23 protein-coding genes and 1 pseudogene are annotated in these 25221 nt (G+C 39.1%); 23 read left to right on the top strand and 1 reads right to left on the bottom strand.

What is annotated here, in order from left to right; translation table 11 throughout:
* The first annotated feature begins 9 nt into the window (after nucleotides 1–9).
* The 23 genes and pseudogenes from BAU14_RS13475 to BAU14_RS13370 all read left to right on the top strand — a co-directional run bounded on the left by BAU14_RS13475 (nucleotide 10) and on the right by BAU14_RS13370 (nucleotide 23148).
* Nucleotides 10–972 (top strand): DUF4365 domain-containing protein, encoded by a 963-nt coding sequence (locus tag BAU14_RS13475; protein WP_161900624.1) that lies wholly within the window; start codon nucleotides 10–12, stop codon nucleotides 970–972.
* 3 nt (nucleotides 973–975) lie between these two features.
* The gene (locus BAU14_RS13470; RefSeq protein ID WP_161900623.1) at nucleotides 976–1374 is read left to right on the top strand and encodes a hypothetical protein; all 399 of its coding nucleotides are present in this window, start codon (nucleotides 976–978) and stop codon (nucleotides 1372–1374) included.
* A 184-nt stretch (nucleotides 1375–1558) separates the two neighbouring features.
* Entirely contained in the window at nucleotides 1559–2956 is a 1398-nt protein-coding gene (locus tag BAU14_RS13465) for an FtsK/SpoIIIE domain-containing protein (protein WP_161900747.1), read from the top strand.
* Nucleotides 2957–3125: 169 nt separating this feature from the next.
* Entirely contained in the window at nucleotides 3126–4322 is a 1197-nt protein-coding gene (gene mobT, locus BAU14_RS13460; RefSeq protein ID WP_420022097.1) for a MobT family relaxase, read from the top strand.
* Between the two features lie 62 nt (nucleotides 4323–4384).
* Nucleotides 4385–4519 (top strand): DUF3789 domain-containing protein, encoded by a 135-nt coding sequence (locus BAU14_RS14550; protein WP_161900621.1) that lies wholly within the window; start codon nucleotides 4385–4387, stop codon nucleotides 4517–4519.
* Nucleotides 4516–4737: a hypothetical protein gene (locus tag BAU14_RS13450; RefSeq protein WP_161900620.1), complete on the top strand. Its 222-nt coding sequence runs from the start codon at nucleotides 4516–4518 to the stop codon at nucleotides 4735–4737. The genes BAU14_RS14550 and BAU14_RS13450 overlap by 4 nt, the downstream gene beginning before the upstream one ends.
* 13 nt (nucleotides 4738–4750) lie before the next feature.
* A complete protein-coding gene (locus tag BAU14_RS13445; RefSeq protein ID WP_161900619.1) occupies nucleotides 4751–5251 on the top strand; it encodes an antirestriction protein ArdA in 501 nt (166 codons plus the stop codon).
* A 58-nt stretch (nucleotides 5252–5309) separates the two neighbouring features.
* Nucleotides 5310–5948: a DUF6037 family protein gene (locus tag BAU14_RS13440; protein ID WP_161900618.1), complete on the top strand. Its 639-nt coding sequence runs from the start codon at nucleotides 5310–5312 to the stop codon at nucleotides 5946–5948.
* Between the two features lie 79 nt (nucleotides 5949–6027).
* Nucleotides 6028–6423: a conjugal transfer protein gene (locus tag BAU14_RS13435; RefSeq protein ID WP_161900617.1), complete on the top strand. Its 396-nt coding sequence runs from the start codon at nucleotides 6028–6030 to the stop codon at nucleotides 6421–6423.
* Nucleotides 6407–8857: an ATP-binding protein gene (locus tag BAU14_RS13430; protein ID WP_161900616.1), complete on the top strand. Its 2451-nt coding sequence runs from the start codon at nucleotides 6407–6409 to the stop codon at nucleotides 8855–8857. The genes BAU14_RS13435 and BAU14_RS13430 overlap by 17 nt, the downstream gene beginning before the upstream one ends.
* Nucleotides 8858–9018: 161 nt before the next feature.
* Nucleotides 9019–11145 carry a CD3337/EF1877 family mobilome membrane protein gene (locus BAU14_RS13425; RefSeq protein WP_237580478.1) on the top strand — a complete coding sequence of 709 codons (2127 nt, stop codon included), beginning with the start codon at nucleotides 9019–9021 and terminating at the stop codon, nucleotides 11143–11145.
* Nucleotides 11142–12149 (top strand): lysozyme family protein, encoded by a 1008-nt coding sequence (locus BAU14_RS13420; RefSeq protein ID WP_161900615.1) that lies wholly within the window; start codon nucleotides 11142–11144, stop codon nucleotides 12147–12149. Before BAU14_RS13425 ends, BAU14_RS13420 begins: the two co-directional genes overlap by 4 nt.
* 16 nt (nucleotides 12150–12165) lie before the next feature.
* A complete protein-coding gene (locus tag BAU14_RS13415) occupies nucleotides 12166–13083 on the top strand; it encodes a conjugal transfer protein (RefSeq protein WP_161900614.1) in 918 nt (305 codons plus the stop codon).
* A gap of 62 nt (nucleotides 13084–13145) precedes the next feature.
* Nucleotides 13146–13700 (top strand): TetR/AcrR family transcriptional regulator, encoded by a 555-nt coding sequence (locus tag BAU14_RS13410; protein WP_202622237.1) that lies wholly within the window; start codon nucleotides 13146–13148, stop codon nucleotides 13698–13700.
* 20 nt (nucleotides 13701–13720) lie between these two features.
* Complete coding sequence (locus BAU14_RS13405) at nucleotides 13721–14446, top strand: class I SAM-dependent methyltransferase (protein ID WP_161900613.1); 726 nt, start codon at nucleotides 13721–13723, stop codon at nucleotides 14444–14446.
* A 15-nt stretch (nucleotides 14447–14461) separates the two neighbouring features.
* Complete coding sequence (locus BAU14_RS13400; RefSeq protein WP_420022094.1) at nucleotides 14462–14662, top strand: cysteine-rich KTR domain-containing protein; 201 nt, start codon at nucleotides 14462–14464, stop codon at nucleotides 14660–14662.
* 290 nt (nucleotides 14663–14952) lie between these two features.
* Nucleotides 14953–15381: a sigma-70 family RNA polymerase sigma factor gene (locus BAU14_RS13395; RefSeq protein ID WP_161900612.1), complete on the top strand. Its 429-nt coding sequence runs from the start codon at nucleotides 14953–14955 to the stop codon at nucleotides 15379–15381.
* Nucleotides 15374–15601, top strand: a complete 228-nt coding sequence (locus BAU14_RS13390) for a helix-turn-helix domain-containing protein (protein ID WP_161900611.1) — start codon at nucleotides 15374–15376, stop codon at nucleotides 15599–15601. The genes BAU14_RS13395 and BAU14_RS13390 overlap by 8 nt, the downstream gene beginning before the upstream one ends.
* 409 nt (nucleotides 15602–16010) lie before the next feature.
* On the top strand, nucleotides 16011–16157 hold the full coding sequence (locus tag BAU14_RS13385) for an SHOCT domain-containing protein (protein WP_161900610.1): 147 nt from the start codon (nucleotides 16011–16013) through the stop codon (nucleotides 16155–16157).
* 66 nt (nucleotides 16158–16223) lie between these two features.
* A complete protein-coding gene (locus tag BAU14_RS13380; protein WP_161900609.1) occupies nucleotides 16224–18035 on the top strand; it encodes a recombinase family protein in 1812 nt (603 codons plus the stop codon).
* Nucleotides 18036–18247: 212 nt separating this feature from the next.
* Nucleotides 18248–18742, top strand: a pseudogene (locus BAU14_RS14480) (recombinase family protein); the annotation flags it as partial.
* A gap of 18 nt (nucleotides 18743–18760) precedes the next feature.
* Entirely contained in the window at nucleotides 18761–19378 is a 618-nt protein-coding gene (locus BAU14_RS14475; RefSeq protein WP_337248039.1) for a zinc ribbon domain-containing protein, read from the top strand.
* A gap of 134 nt (nucleotides 19379–19512) precedes the next feature.
* Nucleotides 19513–23148: an AAA family ATPase gene (locus BAU14_RS13370; RefSeq protein WP_161900608.1), complete on the top strand. Its 3636-nt coding sequence runs from the start codon at nucleotides 19513–19515 to the stop codon at nucleotides 23146–23148.
* A gap of 297 nt (nucleotides 23149–23445) precedes the next feature.
* On the opposite strand, the gene ade is transcribed toward BAU14_RS13370, so the two are convergent.
* The gene (gene ade, locus BAU14_RS13365; protein ID WP_161900607.1) at nucleotides 23446–25179 is read right to left on the bottom strand and encodes an adenine deaminase; all 1734 of its coding nucleotides are present in this window, start codon (nucleotides 25177–25179) and stop codon (nucleotides 23446–23448) included.
* Between the last annotated feature and the right edge of the window lie 42 nt (nucleotides 25180–25221).

The raw sequence follows: 25221 nt of genomic DNA, 5'->3' as shown, positions 1-25221 counted from the left end.
AGATTATTTATGGCAAATTCAACTGAACGAGAGGGTGTGTATCATTGTGGGAAAATTGCTGCACGCAATAACTGGATGTTTCGAGAGCAACCAGTTGATGACGTTGGTATTGATGCTCATATGGAGTTGACGGAATCTTCTGGTGAAGCAAAGCAACTTCTTGCTTTGCAAATAAAATCGGGGGCAAGTTGGTTTAAAGAAAAAAAGGATGATTATATAATTTTCCGTGATATTAATGATAGACAATACAATTATTGGACGACGAACTCTTTACCTTGTATTGTTGTTTTATATAACCCTGATGATAATATGTGCATTTGGCAAAAGTTAACAACTGAAACTATTGAGAAAACTAAAGGTGGGAAAGGGAAGGGGTTTTTTGTTAAAGTTCCTTTAGCTCAAGTTTTCTTAAATGCTTCGTCAAATAAAGAGCTTATTTCTTTTACCAAATTGCCAGAGCACGTTGCAAATTACAACTTTTTGCTGTCTCAAAAAAAATTTATGAACATCATTCAAGCGGGTGGCACAATCAAACTGCATTCAACGGAGTGGATAAACAAGAGTAGTGGCAGAGGAGCCACAGAATTAATTGTTGATGATGGAAAAAGCATTGAGGAATATTCGTATCCATATTGGTTTCCCTTTACGCCGTATACTATGGTTTTTCCAAAACTATTCCCGTGGGCAGATTTTTCTGCCGACGAGGATTTTTTTGAGGAAGATGACGAAACATTGTGGCGTGAATATCACTGTCATTATGATAAAGAAGATGATGAGTGGTTGGTTGTGGGAGATACATTTGAAGATTTTCGTGAAAAATTAGACCCAATGCGTAGCATTAACCATGCAGGAGAAGTTGCCGAATATATGTTGGTACTTACCTTAAATGAGTTGGGCAAATCATTTTTAAATGTCGATAAATTTGTTTCACAAAATCAACCTTATACTGATGCAAGAGCGAAAGGAGAATGAATAATGAAAAAAATTAAACTCAATGAAAATGCGGGAAAAATGACTTCAATTGATGGATACAGACTTAATCCGACTGAAAAGTATGTGATTAACATTGAAGAGGAAATGGAATTTCAATCAGCGACGATGATGGCATTTCAGATAATGGGACCTCCGCCCGCACTTAAAAATTATCATGCATGGCTATTTGAAAATAATTTCAGTGTAGAGGCACCTAATCCGTCGAATGATTTTGTCGCTCAATATTATGGAGTTAAACCACTTTGGAAAACTCGGTATTCACAAGGTATTGTTGTTAAAGCTGAGAATGAGAGCGACTATTTCATTGTTATGGAGTGTAGCAGGGAAAATAAAGGATACAAGTATACAAATGTCATTGTTACTCTAGGTGGTTGTTTATGATTAAAAACTATATTTATATAAAATTTTAGCCTTTTATGTATGAGCATTAGCAAGAATACTTATGATTTTCTTGTACGCTAAAAAAGACTAGAGCAAGTTCTAACTTTCATACTGTGAAAGTCACTTTTATTAAACAAGCAGTTTAACCCCTGCTTGTTTTTTTATCCAGAAAGGAGGAACCTCTATTTTCAAATACAAAGGCAAGCGAATACGAGCCAGTGACAAAAGCCTAGTTTACAACACTGCACTAGCAGGATTCAGTTTTTTATTTCTGCTAGTGATGATACCGTTTCATCTATCGGCACTTATGGCGGTGGATTGGAATAGCGTTACAGTTGATAGCCTTATTAAACAACTTCATAGACCGTACTTCTGGGGTAGTGTAATCACTACCCTTTTTGTATGTCTAATTATCGGCTTTCTTTACTACCGATACCGCATTGATTCTGTAAAGCAACTGGAACACCGCCAAAAGTTGGCTCTTATGATTCTTCAAAATGGCTGGTATGAATCCGAGCAAATTCAAGATGATGGCTTCTTCAAAGACCTGCCAAGCTCTAAGACCAAAGAAAAAATCAGCCACTTCCCCAAGATGTACTACTACTTGAAAGATGGGCTTATCCATATCAACGTGGAAATCACAATGGGGAAATACCAAGACCAGCTTTTACAGTTAGAAAAGAAGCTGGAAACAGGCTTATTCTGTGAGCTGGTTGATAAAGAATTAAAGGAATCTTATGTGGAATACACCTTGCTGTATGATACTATTAACAGCCGTATCACCATTGATGAAGTGGTCGCTAAAGGTGGTCGCTTAAAACTCATGGATAACGTCTATTGGGCGTATGATTCACTACCTCATATGTTAATCGCTGGTGGTACTGGTGGCGGTAAGACCTACTTTATCCTTACCATTATCGAAGCACTATTGCGTACTGATTCCAAGCTGTATGTTCTTGACCCAAAGAACGCTGACTTGGCAGACCTTGAAACAGTGATAGATAATGTCTACTATCGCAAAGACGATATGATGGCGTGTATTGACCGCTTTTATAACGATATGCTGGCTCGTAGTGAGGAAATGAAGCGACACCCCAACTATAAGACTGGTGAAAACTATGCTTACTTAGGTTTGCCAGCGAACTTTCTAATCTTTGATGAATACGTCGCCTTTATGGATATGCTGGGAAAAGAAAGTACCAAGGTGGTCGATAAGTTAAAACAGATCGTCATGCTTGGACGACAAGCAGGATTCTTTTTAATCTTAGCGTGCCAGCGTCCAGACGCAAAGTATCTCGGCGACGGGATTCGTGACCAGTTCAATTTCCGTGTTGCCCTTGGTCGTATGAGTGAGCTAGGCTATGGCATGATGTTTGGTTCAGATGTGCAAAAGCAGTTTTTCCTAAAACCCATCAAAGGGCGTGGCTATGTAGATGTTGGAACAAGTGTAATCAGCGAATTTTACACCCCACTTGTACCAAAGAAATACGACTTCCTAAAAAACATAGGAAACCTAACCACCAGAACGCCGACTGTGCCAGTGGCGGACGAAGTGCAAGCCACAGGTGCAGACGAGCGTTGACTTGGTGTGGCGTAAGCCACGCCAAGCGACTAGCCCCCTATACCTAACAGGGGGGCACAAAAACAATAAGAAACAGCAATAGAATAGCGAAAATCCCTTGGCTTTATCAAGGATTTAGCGAATGTATGTAAGGTGTGAATTAGCTCTCAATAGTTCACACCTTTTTTTGATTGGAGGAATGCGATTGAAACAATCCCCTTGGATTGAAGAATTAAAGGAAAAGCGACTGGCTTATGGCATATCGCAAAATAAGCTGGCTATCGCCTCTGGTATATCCAGAGAATATCTTAACAAGATTGAGAACCACAAAGTAGAGGTGGATTCCAAACTAAAGGAACTGATTCTACAAAAGTTGGAATACTTCAATCCAGATAACCCCTTAGAAATGTTATTCGACTATGTGCGGATTCGATTCCCCACAGATAACGTCGCCTTTGTCATTCATGATATTTTACGGCTGAACATTGACTACATGATTCATGAGGATTTTGGCTACTACTCCTATCCAGAGCATTACCGCTTCGGTGATGTCATGGTGCTTTGTTCCCACGACTTAACCAAAGGCGTGTTGCTGGAACTCAAAGGAAAAGGTTGTCGCCAGTATGAAAACTTCTTGCTGGCACAGCACCGTAACTGGTATGACTTCTTCCGTGATTGCTTAAATGTCAAAGCCGTATTCAAACGAGTAGACCTTGCCATCAACGATAAGGTCGGAATCTTGGATATTCCAGAACTGGCAAAAAAGTGTGACGAAGAAGAATGTATCTCCGTCTTTCGTAGCTTCAAGAACTATCGTAGCGGTGGGTTAGTCCACCGTGACGAAAAGCCAGATATGGGAAATACCCTTTACATTGGTTCACTAAAAAGTGAGGTCTACTTCTGTATCTATGAAAAGGACTACGAACAATACGTGAAGAATGATATTCCTCTTGATGAAGCGGACGTAAAAAACCGCTTTGAGATTCGCTTGAAAAATGAGCGAGCCAGTAAAGCCATTGAGGATTTATTGAAATTTGAAAATGCGGAACGAACGGCATTTAAGATTATCAATCGGTATCTGCGTTTTACGGATAAAGACGATACCAAACGTCGTAGCGACTGGCAGACAAATGAACGCTGGGAATGGTTCATTGGTAAGAATCGAGGTGAATTACGCTTAACTACCAAACCAGAGCCATACAGCTATGAGCGGACGCTCAACTGGCTACGCCATCAAGTAGCACCCACGCTTAAAGTAACCAGTATTCTTGATGTGTTAAATGAAACCAATGTCCTACCAGAAATGATAAAGGAAGCCAAACTCACCGAGAAACACGAGAAACTAATTGAACAACAAAATCTGTCCGCCGAGGAGGTGATTGTCTAGCGGATAGCGTAACTTGCGACTTCTAACTTAGAGGTCGCTTTTTTGATGGAAAGGAGAATTTTATGTGGCTATTGATTAGCCGTTTTCTACTTATTGGATTAGGTGTTCTCATTGGCGTTACATTGATGAGCCTAATGCAGATTAGTAAACAAGCAGACAAGCAACTAGAAGGAATTCAAAGGAGGAATGAAGAATGAATTTTGGACAAAATCTTTACAACTGGTTTTTAAACAATGCTCAATCGCTGGTACTTTTAGCAATCGTGGTGATTGGTCTGTACTTAGGCTTCAAGCGTGAGTTCTCAAAGCTGATTGGTTTTGTGATTATCGCCTTGATTGCCGTAGGTCTTGTATTCAACGCTGGCGGTGTGAAAGATGTACTACTTCGTCTATTCAACCAGATTATCGGTGCGTAGGAGGTGGCACAAAATGGAAATGCAAGTTTATGTTGCCAATCTTGGCAAGTACAACGAGGGTGAACTGGTAGGAGCATGGTTCACCCCACCTATTGATTACGAAGAAATGGAAGAACGTATCGGCTTAAATGGTGAGTATGAGGAATACGCCATTCACGATTACGAACTGCCCTTTGAAATCAGCGAGTACACTTCTATCAGTGAAATCAACCGCCTATGTGAACTGGTGATGGAATTAGAGGGTTCGCCTATCCTTGATGAACTAAAAGAGATTCAAGGTATGTGGTTTGGCTCTTTGGAAGAACTGCTGGAACACGTAGATGATATTCAATGTTACAGCGATTGTGATTCTATGGAAGATATTGCTCGCTACTACGTGGAAGAAACTGGACAGCTTGGAGAAGTACCAAGCAACCTACAAAACTATATCGACTATCAATCTCTTGGTCGTGACATGGAAATCGAGGGCAATTATCTTGTTACCTCTCATGGTGTCTTTGAATACTGTGCCTGACTTATAAAAATCCGTGTTATAATATAACTACTATATTACATTCGGAAAGGAAGATTATATGTCATATGTATTTGGTAATTTAAAACTTTTGTTTGAAGATATGAAAGATAAACAATGGGTAATTGATGCTTTTGATTTCTCTTATAAAAAAAAGCGATATGTTGTTTTGGTAAAAAGAATTGAAGCTGGAGAAAATCCACCACCATACTCATTAGTGAAACTAGAATTTCTAAATGAAAAAGATTTTTCAGAAAGTCTAGTTACCTATGCTAATTCAGTGAGGTTATTAACTGATATAGATAATGTCAAGAATTTTTTTGGTGTTGAAAACAACCCTAACTCTGGAGATTTTGAAACACAATTTTATAATTGCTTGGCTGAATTTATACCTGATTCAGTAAGTAATAATAAAACTCAAATTCAAAAAAAGGCTATGGTATCATCTCTCAGTAAAAGTGATTCTGAAGACCCTAATAAAATATATTGTTACGCAGTTAGGAGAAATGCAGTCAAACAAGATGGAGCACTTGGTCAAAGAAGTCCATTTAATGATAATAAGACGAAAATATTGCGACCTGTTTTGTATGACAAACTCCTTAAAGAAACTAATTTAAGTTTTATGTATTCAACAGATCCTAATGACCTAAAAAGTGATGGTGAAATTATCGCAAATTGGATTAAGAACAAAAATAAATAACAACATTCTCTAAAGAGCAATCCACTATTGCAGTCGATTGCTCTTTTTCTATGTAAAAAAACAGAAAGGACGTGATGAAATGAAGAAAATCAAAAGCTATACCTCTATCTGGTCGGTGGAAAAAGTCATTTATGCCATCAATGATTTACAGCTCCCTTTTCCTGTCACCTTTACCCAAATGACATGGTTTGTGGTATCACTATTCCTAGTGATACTCTTTGGGAATTTACCGCCGTTATCCATGATTGACGGTGCATTATTAAAATATGCTGGAATCCCTGTTGGACTGACATGGTTCATGAGCCAGAAAACCTTTGATGGTAAAAAGCCCTATGGATTCCTTAAATCTATTATCACCTATATGGTGAAACCAAAGGTCACTTACGCAGGTAAACCTGTGAAACTACACAATCAACGGTTAGATGAAACCATCACCATAGTAAGGAGTGAAATGTATTATGGCGTACCCAATTAAGTATATAGAGAATAACCTGGTATTCAACCATGACGGCGAGTGCTTCGCCTACTATGAGTTGATACCTTACAATTACAGCTTTTTAAGTCCAGATGAAAAGTACCAAGTCCATGACAACTTCCGTCAGCTTATCGCCCAAAATCGTGATGGAAAAATCCATGCCTTACAACTGGCGACGGAATCCAGTATTCGAGCGACGCAGGAACGCTCCAAGCAGGAAGTCACTGGACGGCTAAAAGATGTAGCCCACAAAAAAATAGATGAACAGACCGAAGCGTTAGTTTCTATGATTGGTGACAATCAAGTAGACTATCGCTTTTTTATTGGCTTCAAGTTATTGCTAAACGACCAAGAAGTATCTATCAAAAGTATTGGTGCGGAAATCAAGAAAGCCTTTGAAGAATTTATTCACGGTGTCAATCACAAGCTGATGGGCGATTTTGTATCTATGAGCAATGATGAAATTGACCGCTTTTCTAAGATGGAACACTTACTGGAAAGTAAAATATCCAGACGGTTCAAAATCCGTAAGCTGGACAAAAACGACTTTGGTTACATCATTGAACACCTTTACGGTCAAACTGGTACACCGTATGAGGAATACGAATATCACCTGCCGAAACGGTATAAAGACAAACAAGTGCTGGTGAAAAAGTATGACATTCTAAAACCGACACGTTGTTTGATTGAGGAAAATCAGCGGTACTTACGGTTGGAACATGAGGACATGACAACCTACGTTGCCTATTTCACCATTAATTCCATTGTGGGTGAGCTGGACTTCCCAAGTAGTGAAATCTTTTACTACCAGCAACAACAATTCACCTTCCCAATCGACACCAGTATGAACGTGGAAATCGTCGCCAACAAGAAAGCCTTAACGACAGTTCGTAATAAGAAAAAGGAACTGAAAGACTTAGATAGCCACGCTTGGGAAAGTGACAATGAAACCAGCTCTAATGTAGTGGACGCTTTGGATTCGGTGAACGAACTGGAAAGTAACTTAGACCAAAGCAAAGAATCCATGTATAAATTGAGCTATGTTATCCGAGTGTCCGCAAAGGATCTCGACGAGTTGAAAAGACGGTGTGATGAAGTCAAAGACTTCTACGACGACTTATCAATCAAACTCGTGCGTCCCTTTGGCGATATGTTAGGACTACACGGTGAATTTATCCCAGCGTCCAAGCGATACTTAAATGACTATATCCAGTATGTGACTTCTGATTTTTTGGCTGGACTTGGTTTTGGAGCGACGCAAATGTTAGGAGAAACCGAGGGAATCTATGTCGGTTATAACCTTGATACTGGACGCAATATTTACTTAAAACCAAGCCTTGCCAGCCAAGGGGTAAAAGGTTCAGTTACTAACGCTCTAGCGTCAGCGTTTCTTGGTTCGCTTGGTGGCGGTAAATCCTTTAGTAACAATATGCTGGTCTACTACGCCGTATTATTCGGCGGTCAAGCGGTGATTGTTGACCCCAAAGCCGAACGTGGCAACTGGAAAGAAACCTTACCAGAAATCGCCCATGAAATTAATATCGTGAACCTTACCAGTGACGAGGAAAACAAAGGACTACTTGACCCTTATGTAATTTTGAAACGCAAGAAAGATTCCGAAAGTCTGGCGATTGATATTCTCACATTTCTAACGGGTATCTCTAGCCGTGATAGTGAGAAATTCCCCGTGCTTAGAAAAGCCATTCGTAACGTCACCCAGAGTAACCAGCGTGGCTTACTACTGGTAATTGACCAACTTCGCAAAGAAGATACCACCATCAGTAACAGCATTGCCGACCATATCGAAAGTTTTGTGGACTATGACTTTGCACACCTGCTCTTTAGTGATGGGAACGTCAAACAATCCATCAGCTTAGAAAAGCAACTAAACATCATTCAAGTAGCGGACTTGGTGTTGCCAGACGCAGACACTTCTTTTGAGGAATACACAACAATGGAATTATTAAGCGTGGCAATGCTGATTGTCATTAGTACCTTTGCCCTAGATTTTATTCACTCTGACCGTTCCATCTTTAAAATCGTAGACCTTGACGAAGCGTGGAGCTTCTTACAAGTCGCCCAAGGAAAGACCCTATCCATGAAGCTAGTCCGAGCTGGACGAGCCATGAACGCTGGGGTCTATTTTGTTACCCAAAATGCGGACGATTTACTGGACGAGAAGATGAAAAACAATATTGGTCTGAAATTTGCGTTCCGTTCCACGGACTTAGTGGAAATCAAGAAAACGCTAGAGTTCTTCGGCGTGGATAAGGAAGATGAAAGTAACCAGAAACGCTTGCGTGAATTGGAAAACGGACAATGCCTTATCAGTGACCTTTATGGTCGTGTGGGCGTTATGCAGTTCCACCCAATCTTTGAAGAGCTACTCCATGCCTTTGACACCAGACCACCAGTGAGAAATGAGGTGGAATAATGACAGACAAAGAAAGTAAACGAAAGGAACGATTGATTAAACGACAGAAAAAAGCTCAAAAGAAAGCCGAGAAAAAGCAGGCACGAAAGCAACAGCCCTTGCCTAAGAAGATTTTGAGATTCGCAAGTTTAGCGGTAGTCGCCATAGTTGCCGTTATCTTTATGCTTGCCAGCGTTGGTACGGTAGTTCATGCGACTGGCTTAGTGGACGATACCATCAATACCGCCAATGAGTATTCCAAGTATGGGCTATCCAACTATCAACTCGATTTTTATGTTGATAATAGCTGGGGCTGGTTGCCGTGGAACTGGTCGGACGGTTTAGGCAAGTCAGTAATGTATGGCTTGTATGCCATCACCAATTTTATCTGGACAATCTCACTGTATTTATCTAATGCCACAGGCTACTTGGTACAAGAAGCATATAGTTTAGACTTTGTAGGCAAGACCGCTGATTCAATCGGTAAAAATATTCAAACCATTGCAGGCGTGACACGAGCTGGATTTTCAAGTTCTGGCTTTTATGTGGGATTCCTGCTTATCTTGATTCTGGTTCTAGGAATCTACGTTGCTTACACAGGACTATTGAAGCGTGAAACCACTAAGGCAGTCCGAGCAGTCTTAAACTTTGTGGTGGTCTTTATCGTATCGGCTTCATTCATTGCCTATGCTCCAGACTACATTGGCAAGATTAACGACTTTTCCAAAGATGTGAGTAATGCCAGCCTTGATGTAGGTACAAAGATTGTTTTACCAGATACCAACAGCCAAGGCAAAGATAGCGTCGATATGATTCGTGACAGCTTGTTTTCGGTACAAGTGAAACAACCGTGGCTACTTTTACAGTTTGGTTCAACCAACGTTGACGCTCTTGGTGCTGATCGGGTAGAGAATTTATTATCGACCAGTCCAGACACCAACAACGGCGAAGATAGAGAAGATATTGTCATTGAGGAAATCGAGGATAAGGACAATAAGAATCTTACTATCACCAATACCATTTCCAGACTTGGTACGGTATTCTTCCTCTTTATCTTCAATATCGGAATCTCGATATTTGTATTCCTGCTGACTGGAATCATGATATTTTCGCAGGTGCTTTTTATCATCTTTGCCATGTTCCTACCGATAAGTTTTCTGCTAAGTATGATTCCAAGTTTTGAGGGTATGAGCAAACGAGCGATAACGAAGCTATTCAATGTGATTATGACACGAGCTGGTATCACCCTAATTATTACCGTAGCATTTAGTATCTCCACTATGCTTTATAGTATCTCTGCCAGCTCACCATTTTTTATGATTATGTTCTTACAGATAGTCACGTTTGCTGGTATCTACTTCAAGCTAGGTGACATCATGAGTATGTTTGCTCTACAAGGCAACGATTCCCAAAATGTCGGTCGGCGTATGTTCCGTAGACCTCGTATGTTTATGAACCGTCAAGCAAGGAAGTTACAACGAAGCGTCAATCACGCCATTGGGAAATCCCCAAGTAGTAAAGCACCCAAAGATACCACGGCGAAAACTACAAAAGCCAACCATGAACGAACCAACGGCTCTACCGATGGTAGCTCAACGACAAGGGGAAATCCAACGAAGCCAACAACTGAACCTCGCTCTATGGGGCAAAAAGTCGGCGAGAAAACAGGTCAAGTCATGGACACTAAAAATCGTGTAGTAGATAAAGCCAAGGATATGACCGAGCAAGTGAAAAATACTCCTACCAATGTGAAGTATGCACTTCATAAAGGCAAACGTGACCTTGTGCAAAATGCGTCGGACTTTACCCAATCGGTGACGGAAACCAGAAAGCAAAAACAGGAAGAACGAGCCGAAAACCGTAACCAGAAACGAGCTAATCTTGCACAAAAACGCCTTGAACTGGGTAAGGCGAAGCAGGATAAAGATAAGACTGAACCGATGTATTCAATGCGTCAACGAGAGTATCAGCGTGACTATGAGAATCGTAATAAACCAGTTCCAGCTACCACTGATACTAGAACCAAACCAGCGACTACGGAAACTAAACCGACTAGACCTGTAACGGCGACACCACCAACGCCAAAAACGGAAAGCACTGGTCGGACACCAACTATTAGCCGTGAGAATGTGCAGGTGGACAAACACCCACCAAAACCACCAGTGATTAAGAACCGTTCATCTGATAATCGGACGATACCGGCAAAGGAATCAACTAGAGTAACCAATGTAAAGGAGAACCAATCTACTACGAAGCAGACAACTAGAACGACGAAGAAAACCAAAACCACCAGAGGGCGTAAGAAATGAAGCTAAAATATGTGGCTATCTCTGGTGTGGTATTCTCCCTATTCTTTGGTTTACTGTTTTTTATGGTGGTGGTATTTGCGGATTCTGACGATAGTTCTAGCGGTGGCTTTGATTTAGAAAATGGTGGTCTGAACGTATCAGCGGAAGTGTTAAAACACAAACCTATGGTGGTGAAATATTGCAAGGAGTACGGCATTGAAGAATACGTCAATTACATTCTGGCAATTATGCAGGTGGAATCTGGCGGTACTGCCGAAGATGTCATGCAATCCAGTGAATCCCTTGGGCTACCACCTAACAGTTTGAGTACCGAGGAATCCATCAAACAAGGCTGTAAGTATTTCAGCGAATTGTTAGCCAGTGCCGAAAGTCTTGGCTGTGATATTGATTCTGTTATTCAAAGTTATAACTATGGTGGTGGATTCTTAAACTATGTAGCAAAGAACGGTAAGAAATACACCTTTGCACTAGCAGAGAGTTTTTCAAGGGATAAGGCTGGTGGTAAGAAAGTGGATTATCCAAACCCAATCGCAATCCCCATCAATGGGGGCTGGCGGTACAACTACGGCAATATGTTTTATGTCATGTTGGTAAAACAGTATTTATCACCAGCCCACTTTGACGATGAAACCGTCCAAGCCATTATGAATGAAGCTCTAAAATATGAGGGCTATCCGTATGTCTTTGGTGGTGCGTCACCAAGTACCAGCTTTGATTGTTCTGGTATTGTTCAGTGGTGTTATGGCAAGGCTGGAATCCAGTTACCTCGTGTCGCACAAGCTCAATATGACGCAACAACCCACATACCCATGTCCGAAGCCAAAGCTGGTGACTTGGTATTTTTCCACTCTACCTATAATGCAGGTAGTTATGTCACGCACGTAGGTATTTATGTAGGCGATAACCAAATGTTTCACGCAGGTGATCCGATTGGTTATGCCGATTTGAACAGTAGTTATTGGCAAGCTCATTTAATTGGAGCTGGTCGAGTGATAAACCGATAAGAAAGGATTTGATAAGATGAAACTAAAAATAGAACGAACCAAAAAAGAACCGAAACCGAAGAAACAAAAAAAGCCCCACACTGTAAAGGTGGGAACGCATAAGAAGCTGACAATCGCTTTGTGGGTACTGCTGATTGGAAGTATTAGCTTTGGCGTGTATAAGAACTTCACCGCTATTGATATGCACACTGTCCATGAGAAAGAAGTCATTGAAAAGCAGATAGTCGACACCAATAAGGTTGAAAGCTACGTGGAATCTTTCGCTAGCGAATATTTCTCGTGGCAACAAAGTCAAGAATCCATTGATAAGAGAAACGAACGCTTAAAGCATTATCTGACCGAAGATTTACAGCTCTTAAATACCGATATGGTACGAGTGGATATTCCAACCAGCTCTGCCGTTAGAAAAGTTCAGATATGGAATGTAGAGGAAGTAAACGACACCGACTTCAAAGTGCTATTCTCGGTGGAACATCAATTAACCGAGGGTGAAACTAAGAAGAATGTGCTATCTACCTATACCGTAGTTGTTCACATGGATAAGGCTGGTGATATGGTGATTGTGGAAAACCCAACTATGAATAGCAAACCAGAAAAATCCAACTTCAAACCAAAGCAGGTAGAAAGTGACGGTACAGTGGACGCTATGATGAGTGAAGAAATCAATGGCTTCTTGGAAACGTTCTTCAAGCTCTATCCTAAAGCTACCGATAAGGAGTTGGCGTACTACGTTAGCAATAATGCCTTGCCTACCATCAACAAGGACTATGTATTTGTGGAGCTGGTGAATCCTGTCTACGCTATGAAAGATAACAAAGTGACAGTGATTGTGACCGTGAAATATTTAGACCAAGAAACTAAGATAACACAGTTCTCACAATATGAATTGGTATTAGAAAAACGAGTAAATTGGTTAGTTATTGACTCCAACTAAAACACGTGATAGAATAGGTAACATAAGTTGCGTAACTTATGTTACCTTAAAGGAGAATATTAATGCCACCAAAACCAGTTATTTCCAAAAAAAACATTATTGATGTAGCAATTCAATTAATTAGAGAAGATGGGATGAAAAGTATAAACGCTCGTAGTCTAGCAAGTTCACTTAATTGTTCAACAAAGCCACTATTTCGTATATATAAAAATATGGAAGAATTAAAAGACGAAATAATTATTGAATTGAACCGATATTATGATTCTTTTATGGATTGTAGAATGAATCAAGAAAATAGGTTATTAAGTCAAGGAATAGCTTATATTGAATTTGCAAGACAGGAAAAAAATATCTTCAGTACACTTTTTATGAACAGAACGCTAGAGGGTTCGTCTTTGGAAGACATTATTAATGCAGATTGGAACAGAGAATCGATTGAGAATGCCCAAAAAGTAACAGGATTGTCATTAAAGAATACAGAAACTCTATTTATTAATATTTGGCTTTATTCGCATGGGGTTGCTACACAAATAGTAACAAATGGTATAGATATTTCACAGGAACACGTAAGTGACTTACTTACACAGGCTTTCATAAATTTTTCAAAATCAAACTAATTATTAAGGGAGAGAATTTTATGCTGAAAAGCAAGATACGAACACATGAAGAACAAGTTGAGTATATGTCTGAATTGAAGGATTGGTTGCAAAAAGAACATGATACACCACCCGAAAAGATGGCAGATTTCTTTTCTAGCCGAATTGACATATACGATAAGGTACATCTTGAGCACTGGTCAAAGGAATACGAACATATCGGTGAATTCTTTGATGGAAATATTGATACTCTTTTAGATATAGGCTGTGGTACAGGTTTAGAATTAAACTCAATTTATCGGAAATATCCGAAGATAAAAGTCACAGGTATAGATTTATCGGAAGATATGCTTAATCAGTTGAGAGCTAAGTATAACAATAAGGATATTAACTTGATAGCTGACGATTATTTTGAACACTCATTAAAAAAAGAAGTCTATGACGTTGCTTTGTCAGTCCAAACTTTACATCATTTCAAATATGAAAAAAAGAAAAAAATTTATGGGAAACTTTTCAACACAATCAAAGCTGGCGGATATTATATTGAATGTGATTATATGGCTAGTTGTATTGAAGAAGAACAATTATGTTTAGAGCTATATGAATACAAGCATAATAAATTCAATATTCCAGAGGACGAATTTATCCATGTTGATATTCCCTTAACACTCGAACATCAGATAGAACTATTGAAATCTGCGGGTTTTTCAGATGTGAGTGTTTTATATGAAAATGGTGGAACAAAGATAATAAGAGCTAATAAATAATATGGAGAAAACAATATGAAAATAGGTTTTGACGATATGGAATGGATTTTATGTCCAATATGTAAAAATAAAACAAGAATAAAGATTCGTGAAGATACACGGTTGAGTAATTTTCCTTTATACTGCCCAAAGTGTAAGCAAGAATGTTTGATAGAAATAAATAAATTTAAGATTACAATCATAAAAGAGCCAGATGCTAAGACGCAGAGCCGATAACTACGAAGTTGAAACATACTTCCAGTTATCGGCTTTTTTGATTGATGGACATAAAAAAGATACACAGTTATTGGTGTAGTGGCAACAAGGAGGAGCTACTATGCCTGTGTGCGAAGTGATTATAGTTAAAGTTGAATACAAGTTTCAGATACACATTTTTTCCGCAAGGATCGAATGTGTATTTTTTTTGAAACTTTTTTCTGATTTTTCGATATTTTACCCCCTCCCGTCAGTGATAGGAGTGAGCAAAGGATAGCTCTCCTTTGCAAAGCGGAAAGGGGGTGAATCTTATGGCGAATACTTCTGATTATGAAAAGATTATCGAACATCAATTTGATAGCTTCTGTAAAACAGTCTTACGGAATCAAGCAAGAACTATTTACGAAGATAATCGACGCTGGCAAAAACGCTTCATTTCTTTAGAAGCTCTGACACCAGATGATTTAGCAAAGCTATGTAGTCTGGATAACTACGAAGCCGAATGTATCTTCTTTACAGCGTTTGATTACGAGATACCGATTGAAAATATTCTGATTGCGCAGGCAATTGAATCACTTTCAAAAAGACGGCAAGACATTATCCTGCTTTCGTATTTTCTGGATATGAAAGAAATGGACATTGCTTCAATGATGAATCTTGCTCAAAGTACCGTGCATTACCACAAGGAAAATGCTCTGGACGAGTTACGGAAATTTATGGAGGAACACACAAATGAATAAGCAGAACGTATTACCATTCCCAATCATTGTGTTGGCGGTTCAAGGCGACGTTATGGCTATGAACCAGATTTTAAAGCACTTGGAACATTACATGATTAAGCTCTCACAGAAAACCTTGTTTGATGAATTTGGCAATCCCTACATTCATGTAGAGCCAGAAATCAAACGGGCATTAGAAACCAAGCTAATTGTGGCGGTTCTCAATTTTGAGCTAATTTAACAATTATCCTCTCCCCATGTATCGAGAAAATGCGTTGGTGCATGGGGAACTCTTAAAAATTATTTGTCTATCAAGTTCCACAAGCCATTGTGATCCTTGATAGGCAAATAAACGCCGATTCGCTCTTTGACAACTGAATAGCATAGCCAGACACATTCAATCTGTAATAAGCTGTGTAAGCAAATACGTCATGACTTCTTTTGAACGAGCGACAACTATTTGACCTACAATCTTCAATCTTGGAAATTGAAGTAGCCATGATTTATAGATTGCCATAATGATACTCCTACCTTGAACGCTTCACCGCATTGGGTAGCTACTCCGAGTTTGAGCAGAGGTGAAATTCCTGTGGGTTCTCCTAGACCATCTGGCTATGTATGAAGACTACTAAAATGAAAGGAGCTGATTTATGAAAATGCAGTTGTTAGAATATAGTATGCAATTAGCTATGTTAAAACAGCTTTACAATAAAGGTCTAATAAGTGACAAGGAATATCAGAAGATGGAACAACGACTAAAAAAGGACTATGGGATTGTTTCTAATATTACTGCTTGAATTGTGTCTTGATTCGCATTATAATAAACGCTATAAAGGGAATACAAAAAAGAGAGGTGATGGTATATGACAGAAATAGAAATTATCAAAGCGAATCGTACAATAACAGATAGAAACAAAACCCATAGTCTACAATTATTAAGAGTAGGAGCGTATTGTCGTGTTAGTACCGATTCCGAAGACCAGCTAAACAGCTATAAGTCACAAGTTACCTATTATACAAATCTTATCAAGAAGAACAAAGATTGGGTATTTGCTGATATTTATGCTGATGAAGCTATCACAGGAACACAAGTTGATAAGCGGACAGGTTTTCAACGGCTGATTAACGATTGTATGAATGGCGAACTGGATATGGTGATAACCAAGTCTATTTCAAGGTTTGCTAGGAATACACTTGATACATTGAAATACGTTCGTATGCTAAAGGAAAGGAATATTGCAGTCTATTTTGAAGATGAAAAAATCAATACCTTAACTATGGACGGCGAATTGTTACTTGTAGTTCTAAGTTCAGTGGCACAACAGGAAGTAGAAAATATATCTGCCAATGTTAAAAAAGGTTTGAAAATGAAGATGAGCAGTGGTGAGTTGGTTGGATTCCAAGGTTGCCTTGGTTATGATTATCACCCAGAGGATAAAAGTATCACTGTCAATGAAGAAGAAGCTGTAATCGTAAAATATATTTTTAATAGATATATTGAGGGAGCAGGCGGAAGCGTGATTGGTAGAGAGCTTGAAAATCTTGGATATAAGACAAAGCGTGGTAGTAGTAACTGGGCTGAATCAACGGTCTTAGGAATTATCAAAAATGAAAAGTACAAAGGAGATATATTACTGGGTAAGACATTCACAGTTGACCCTATCTCTAAACGCCGACTTGCCAATTATGGTGAAGAAGACCAATTTTATTTGAGAAATCATCACGAACCAATTATCACAGAGGAAGTTTTTGAGAAAACTCAAGAGATACTAAAGAAGCGTAGTATTCCGAGAGGATCACACGCTTCAAATGACGGAATTGTAAAACGTCAAAAATATAGTCGCAAATATGCCTTTAGTTGTATGCTGGAATGTGGATTTTGCGGTGGAACACTTACACGAAGAAAATGGCACAGCAGTAGCCAGTATAGAAAAGATATTTGGCAATGTGTTGTATCTACGAAAAAGGGAAAGAAACATTGTCCTCATAGTAAGGGAATCCCAGAAGAAGCCATAGAGAAAGCCTTTGTTGAAAGCTATCGCCAGTTGTGCAATGGCAATAAGGATATAATGGAAGATTTCTTGAAAAAGTTAGACGAAACACTGAATGAAAGTAGTGTCGAGAAGCAATTCAAGAAAATTCAAAAGAAAATTGCGACCTTAGATAAGAAAAAGAGTAATCTTGTTGATATGAGATTAGATGAAAAAATCGACAAAGAAACTTACGAGATGAAATTCACTGAAATAACCTTGAAGCTAGATGAATTATTAAAGGAACGTACATCATTAGAAAATTCCTTGGATAACGAACATACTATGAAAAAGCGGTTGGCTGAATTTAGAAAGACGTTGCAAAACAACCAAGTCCTTGATGAATTTGACCGCTATGTTTTTGAAAGCATTGTAGAAAAAGTAATTGTGGGTGGTATCGAAGAAGATGGCACGATTGACCCTCACAAACTCGTATTCATATATAAAACAGGATTGACAGACAGCCAAGATGGCGGTAAGTTTAAACCGAAACGAAAGAATGCGAAGAAGTCAAATGACACAGTTACCACGGATTCTAATTTGTGTTCACAAGCAAGTGACGAGGATAATAAACTGTGTTCACATGCTAGTAACCACACACATCGAGTGTGTAGCTCTGCTCACTCGTGTGGAACGTTGATATAATAAGGTTTGAGCTGCTATGGATAATTCTGTAGTAGCTCTTTTTTGGTGTAAAAAAGACAATTTAAGGGCTAACCATAGAGTTGACAGAAATGCTTTTAAGCTTTGAGTTGACAGGTTTTACACTGTAGAGTTGACAGCTTAGATGATTTTGATAACGGTTACGTGATATAATATATTATCGAACTTTCAAGGGAGACATGATCATGAAGTAGATTTTTATTTTTTCAGATACACAGAAAGACAATATTTCATATTTTGAGCGTGAGCCTGCAATTTTGATTTCGATGAGTCGAAGTGACTTTCCATATTTGAAAGAACAGGATTTCGCAAATTATCCAGCTGTTTATGTTTTGATAGGAGGGAACAAACGATATGTTGGACAGGCTGCCGGGCAATCAATCTCACTTCGGCTATCGCAGCATTTTCTCAAAGAAGACAAAGCTTGGGTTGAATCTGTTTTGTTCTTTGCAAGAGCTGATGGCATATTGACTGGTGGAAAACGAAAACTCTGGCGGGGAGAAGCCGTCAGATTGATTCTTAGAAACGAGAAGTACATGGGGGATGCTTTACTTCAAAAAACTTACACGACTGATTTCCTGACGAAGAAACGAGTAAAGAATGATGGGAGTTATGCGCAGCAGTATTACGTTGAAAACAGTCATCCAGCGATTATTCCACGTGTCATCTTTATACAGGCTCAGCAAGAGCTCGACCGGCGTAAATCGATGAAAAATAAACAGTCACAGTGCTTTTCAGGAAAGTATGCTTTATCCGGAATTACAGTTTGTGGTGACTGTGGCAATGCGTATCGCAGAGTTCATTGGAAGAATCGTGGAACCGTCTGGCGATGCAAATCCAGAGTTGATAAACGAGAACATAATTGCAATGGACGAACAATTTATGAGAAAGACCTACATGAGGCTATTATCAAGGCAATTAATGAAACATTAGTCGTTCGTGATGCTTTTCTTCAACAATTAAATGACAATATCAACTCAGTTATGACTGATGGATTAACTGACCGATTGGGAGAACTAGACTGTCAGTTGAAAGAGCTTGAAGCTGAAATTATTAGCCTGGCAGTTGGCGGTCAGGGTTACGATGAATTGGCAAGTAAGATCCTGGCATTAAGGGATGAACGAGATGCGGTTTCAAAAGAAATTGCCACGGATGCCAATATGAAACAACGGATTGATGAAATGGAAGATTTTGTAAAAGGACATGATGCCATCGTTGAGTACAGTGAAGTGCTTGTCCGACGCTTGATTGAGAAGGTGACCATTTTTGAAAAGAACATTGTCATTGATTTCAAGAGTGGGGTGAGTGTGACTGTAGACTTATAAATTATGGAAAATCAAGTGCTTACGGACTTCCGTGAGCATTTTTTTGTTTTGTACGTTTTATAATTTAAAGAGTTCGTATATAGTCTCGTGATATAATTATAGATATGATTAGATAGCATGGGAGGATGAATTAATTGGCTAAAAAGTACGTTCAACATTTCTCTACAAGGATTCCGTGGAAAGATAATGGCTTTACCGGAAAAGTTGATAATAATCCCAAACTTAATATTGCTGCACAAGTTATACCTAATATTTCTGATTCCCGTGATTTGGAGTTTGAGGAAACCAATAAAGGGAAGAGATATCAAGATATTGGTCCAATAAAAATGCAGAGCTGGATCACTGAAAACGCAGCATTCATGAGCGAAGAACCAATGTTGCTGAAAATGAATCACCCTTATAAAAAAGGAAATCAAAAATTTAAGCATTTTGAAGAAACAGTATTCAAAGCGGAACCATATTCTTTTTTATTGCGCCCTTTTTCATGGACGCTAAAAGATAATGCTGCAGAGAAGTCCACACGATATCATTTCTATTTTGATTTAGATAAAACAAATAGTATGCTGGAATGGGAAAGCGCTTGGGTATCTCACGGAGGATCACAAAAAGGTATATTTGATTATTTCTTTTCAGGTATCCAGCCCAATGAATCATTAATCTTTCCGTATTTCAAACAAGTTCCATTTATTGACGACAATAGGAAAATTATTGCCGGCATTGGAAACTTGACTCAAAAAGTGAGTATTCACGAATATGAAACTGATGGTTCTAGCAAAGAAAAAAACTATATTTGGGAAACAAACGCGACTCATTCAATACGCGAAAATTCACAGCAAGGCTTTTTGATGCCGTATGTTGAAATTGCGCAATATGCAAAAGAACATCCAGAATTTGATGTGGGAAATGTCACTATATTTGAAGCTGAAGGTTTTAGAGATGAATTTTCTTATGCAGCTGAATGGGTTAGTTATGATGCAGCAATAGATGTTCTTAATCAAGCACAAAAGGTGCTACATAACCTAAAACCACTCAAATTAAAATCTATAGATGAAAAATGGATAGATCATCAGTTGGAATATGTTTCCTCACAATTAGAAAATGTATGGAAACAACGTGGCGTTCATCCAGGTCTTGGAGCCATGTTGTCAGCTTTCAAATTGAAGTATGGATTTGATCTTGCTCATTTTATTACTGGTTCTGAGCAGAATCTCCTATCAGAATTGAGCCTATATTTTTCTGGTGATAAAGAAACAGGGGATGACGTTCTTGATGAACAATTTGCAGACTATGAAGATGAGTATAATGGTTTATTGAGAAACGAAGAAAAATCTAAGTTTTTTGAACTGTTATGTAGAATTAATCTGAACTATGGTCAAGCGGAATATGTATGGGACAAGTATAAAGATAATGCTTCAGAAATTATCAAAAATCCATACCTCTTATACGAGCTAACAAGAAGTGAAAAAGATGAGCATGTAGTTGCAATTTCGCAAATCGATAATGCGATGTATCTTAATGGATTTATTACTGATACTCACCCGTTAGGTAAACCAACAAAAATGAGAGGGGAAGGCGATAAACGAAGATTTAGGGCTATGTCTATTTTTATATTATCAAAAGCGGCAGAAAAAGGACACACACTGTTACCATATGAACAGCTGATTGCTAATATTGAACTTCTACCTTTAGATAGAAGGACTGATTTCAGTTCAGAAAAAATAGATGGATTAATTGATTTCTTGCAGCTTGGAGATCTCGTTGTATTTGAGGATGAAAGATACCTAAAATTAAAAGAATACGATGAGTTCAAAAGATGCATTTCAAGCGTGACACATGCAAGAATTGAAGATTCTATAGAGAACTCTACATCATGGAAAGATGTAATCAATTCAAATTTCGGTACCCTTCAACAAGGAAATGAAGAAAATGATGCAAGTGCACGTAAAGAAAAGGCTATTGCATTATCAGTGCTTGAATCATCACGAATATCGGTATTATTGGGACGGGCCGGCACAGGCAAAACTGCTGCATTAGGCATCTTTTCATCAGTAGAAGAAATTTCTAAAGGTGGAATCTTAGCATTGACTCCTACTGGTAAAGCCAGAGTCCAATTAGAAAAAGCTTTTAGAAATGCTGGCGTAACAGCAGAATTTATGACAGTAGCTCAATTTCTTATCAGATCGAACGGATTTAGCTGGAATACTATGACCTATAAGATGCCAATTAAGGCTAGTTCCAGCGTTGCTAAAACAGTAATAATTGATGAAAGCTCTATGCTTACTGAAAATATGTTTGCTGGAATTCTTAAATTGGTTGATTCTCACGCTGAACGAATCATCTTTATAGGAGATCCTAATCAATTACCGCCAATTGGAGCAGGAAGGCCGTTTGTTGATTTAATTGACTTCTTGAAAAAGAATCGTCCAAATAATATAGCCGAATTGAATACGGAAATGCGTCAAGGAAGTGGTGGGGATGATTTGTCTTTCGCACAATTGTTTTCAAATTCGGATGACGTCAGTAAGGATGTTGTTTATAAAGTGAAATCTGGCAACTCAGATAATAGACTTGAATTTGTTCAGTACAAAGATCAAGAAGAACTTGATTCACTCTTGTTAAATGAGCTAGTGACAATAACTGATATGAATGACGTAAATGACATAGATGGATTCAATTTAAGCATTGGGGGCAGTAAGAACGGTCAATATACCAACTATAACACTGGTGAAAATGTTGAAGATTGGCAAATATTATCTCCAACTAAATTTATAGGCCTTGGTAGTGCATACATTAATGATATGATTCACCGACAATACAGACAAGATATTGTCGACAAGTGGAATCAATACCCATTTTCAAAAAATAATCCGCAATCCATACAGAATATCGTTTTTGGAGATAAAGTTATATCAAATCGTAATGGAGATATTAATTACTGGGATGGAAGTTCGGGTAAGTCGTACATTTCAAATGGAGAAATTGGAATCATGTCTGATTATCCTAGCCACTATGGAAAAACCGATAAAAACACATCATGGTATAAATTTAGATTTGCATCCTTTGAAGGAAAAGTGTTTTCATATACAAAAAATGATTTTGGCGGTGAGAATAGCGATTCAAAATTAGAATTAGCTTATGCATTGACAGTCCATAAGTCACAGGGTTCAGGTTTTGGAAGGACTATTGTCATAATTAATGGTGCAAATTCATTTGTAACAAAAGAGTTGTTGTATACTGCTTTTTCAAGACAAAAAGAAAAGCTTATAATTTTAAGCGATTTATCTGTTGATGAATTAGTTCAGTATTCTAATGACTGGTATTCAGATACTAAGCAACGTTATACTGATTTATTTGATGTTCCAAATATCGTAGAAATTGAAAAGAATAAGAAGAAACGTTACTTTGCTGAGAACCTCATTCATAAAACTTCAAATGGTGAAATGGTACGTTCAAAATCGGAAGTCATAGTCGCTGATACACTTCATAGATTAGGTGTAACCTACTCTTACGAAGAACAGCTAAAAGTTGGTTCAAGCACCTACATCCCAGACTTCACTTTGCATTACCATGGGAAAGTAGGTTATCTTGAGCATCTTGGAATGTTGGGCGAGAAAGCTTACGCGGAACACTGGAAGAAAAAGAAGAACGATTATTACAAACACGGTATTTCCGAGGAAGAAGGAAACCTAATCGTTACCCAAGATGAGTTGAACGGTTCAATTGATAGTGAAAATATTGAGGCTATAATAACCGGATGGATGGAGTCCTAAAAGATATAAACTTATAGTTTTATTCCCTCAAACTCATTCAATCTATCAACTCAAAAATTATAAACAACCGACATTTATATAGGAAGATACTATGTAGACAGTCAACGCATGTGGAGGCAGTAGCATTATTGGAAAAATAACTCTCCGCCTCATCAATAAAATAAAAAAGCTTGAGTACGTCTATCATGACTCACTAGCGACTAGACCAAACGTCTGGTTGTTAGTGAGCCATTCATAGACCGCTCAAGCTTTTTTTATAAAAACAGCACTTATGTGAATAGCCTAGAGGCGAAAGAATCAGGTCTCTACAGAAGTTAATGAAAAAGTGCTGAAGGTAAAGAGGCCCATGTCTGTGAGCTTCAGTTCAGGAATTACTGACAGCGTTAAGAAAGACAAGGTCAAATAAGGATCGAAGTGAGGATTTGCACCCAGTTTTTCGGCAGCTGCATTCAGCCTTTTCAAGCTTTCGAAAGTTTCTTGATAACCGAGTTGAGACATTAAGCCGCCAATTGCGAGAGGGAGACAGGCGAGTTCTTTTTGATCTCTGACTGCAATTATGCCGCCTCCTGTCTGCAATAGCCGTTCAACAGCAAAAAGCATATCAGCATCATTGGTACCTACGACTACGATGTTGTGAGAATCATGGGAGACGCTCGTCGCTAGCGCCCCATGCTGCAGTTGAAAGCCTTTGACAATCCCCAGACCGATATTTCCTGTCTGACGATGCCGCTCAACGACAGCAATCTTCAGCAGATCCTCTTTGATGGAAGGGGAGAAGCTGCCCTTCTCAAGGGTGACGGTTTCAATCAGCTGGTTCGTAATCAGTGAGTTGGGAATAATCTCAATCACTTTGACCTGTGTACTTTTCAACGGGAGTGAGAAACTATCTTGTGTCAGCGGCAATGCATTCATCGAAGGGAGTTTTTTCAAATGTGGATTACTGCTAGCTGTTGGGAAAAGCTGCTCTTGCAATTGGCCCTCTGCGACTACTTGCTGCCCTTTGACGAAAACATCGGTGGCGGCAAGCGTTGTTAAATCATCAGTCAAAAAGAAATCTGCTTGATAGCCGGGAGCGATGGCACCAATTGTTCTTAGCTCAAAGCACTCTGCCGCGTTTAGAGTTGCCATTTGGATAGCTAATAAAGGATCAAGTCCCTGCTTGATCGCCAATCGGAGACAGTGGTCGATGGAACCTTCTTCTAACAAATCATCAATCAGCTTGTCATCTGTCACAAAGAGACAGCGCCGTGCAGTCGTCTCATTCGCTACAGGCAGCAGCGCGTGTAAGTCTTTTGCAACGGTTCCTTCACGAATCATCAGATAAAAGCCCAGTTCTAGTCGGGCTAAGGCCTCGTCCAAATTTACCGCCTCGTGATCGGTGCGAATCCCGGCAGTCGCATAAACGGCTAATTCATCGGGGGAAATTCCTGCTGCGTGACCATCGACGACGCCACCAGCGGCCTTTATACCGACAATCTTGTCAATGATTTCTTTTTCAGTATGGGCAACTGCTTGGTAATTCATGACTTCAGCAAGGCCCAAGACGTGCTCGTCCGCCATGAAGGAAACAAGGTCTTCTGCGGCGAGAGAGGCACCACTGGTCTCAAAGGCCGTGACAGGAACACTGGAAGGGAGCATGGTAAAAATGTTCATAGGTACCTTTTGAGCGTCATCAATCATGTATTGAATCCCCGTGACTCCTGCGACATTGGCAATTTCATGGGGATCGGTAACTACGGTCGTAACCCCATGCAGCAAGGAAACTTTAGCAAATTCATGAGGCGGTAGCAGTGAACTCTCAATATGGACATGCCCATCGATTAATCCAGGGACCACAAATTGACCGGCAGCATCAAAAACTTTTTTCCCTTCATAAGCGCCAAGTCCGACAATCATTCCGTCTGTGATTGCGATATCAGCTGTTGTGATTCGGCGAGTAAAGACGTTGACCACTTGTCCGTTTTTTATAACGAGGTCAGCAGGTTCCCGTTTGCCCGCAGTTTTGATTTGATGAATCAGTGAGTTGGTCATAAGAACCCTCCGTACCTTTTTTATTTTAGTATATCATAATCT

Source organism: Candidatus Enterococcus leclercqii (assembly GCF_009933135.1).
Classification (GTDB): Bacteria; Bacillota; Bacilli; order Lactobacillales; family Enterococcaceae; genus Enterococcus_C; species Enterococcus_C leclercqii.
The sequence above is the reverse complement of the archived record's forward strand: the minus strand, read 5'-3'. Positions and strand labels throughout refer to the sequence as shown.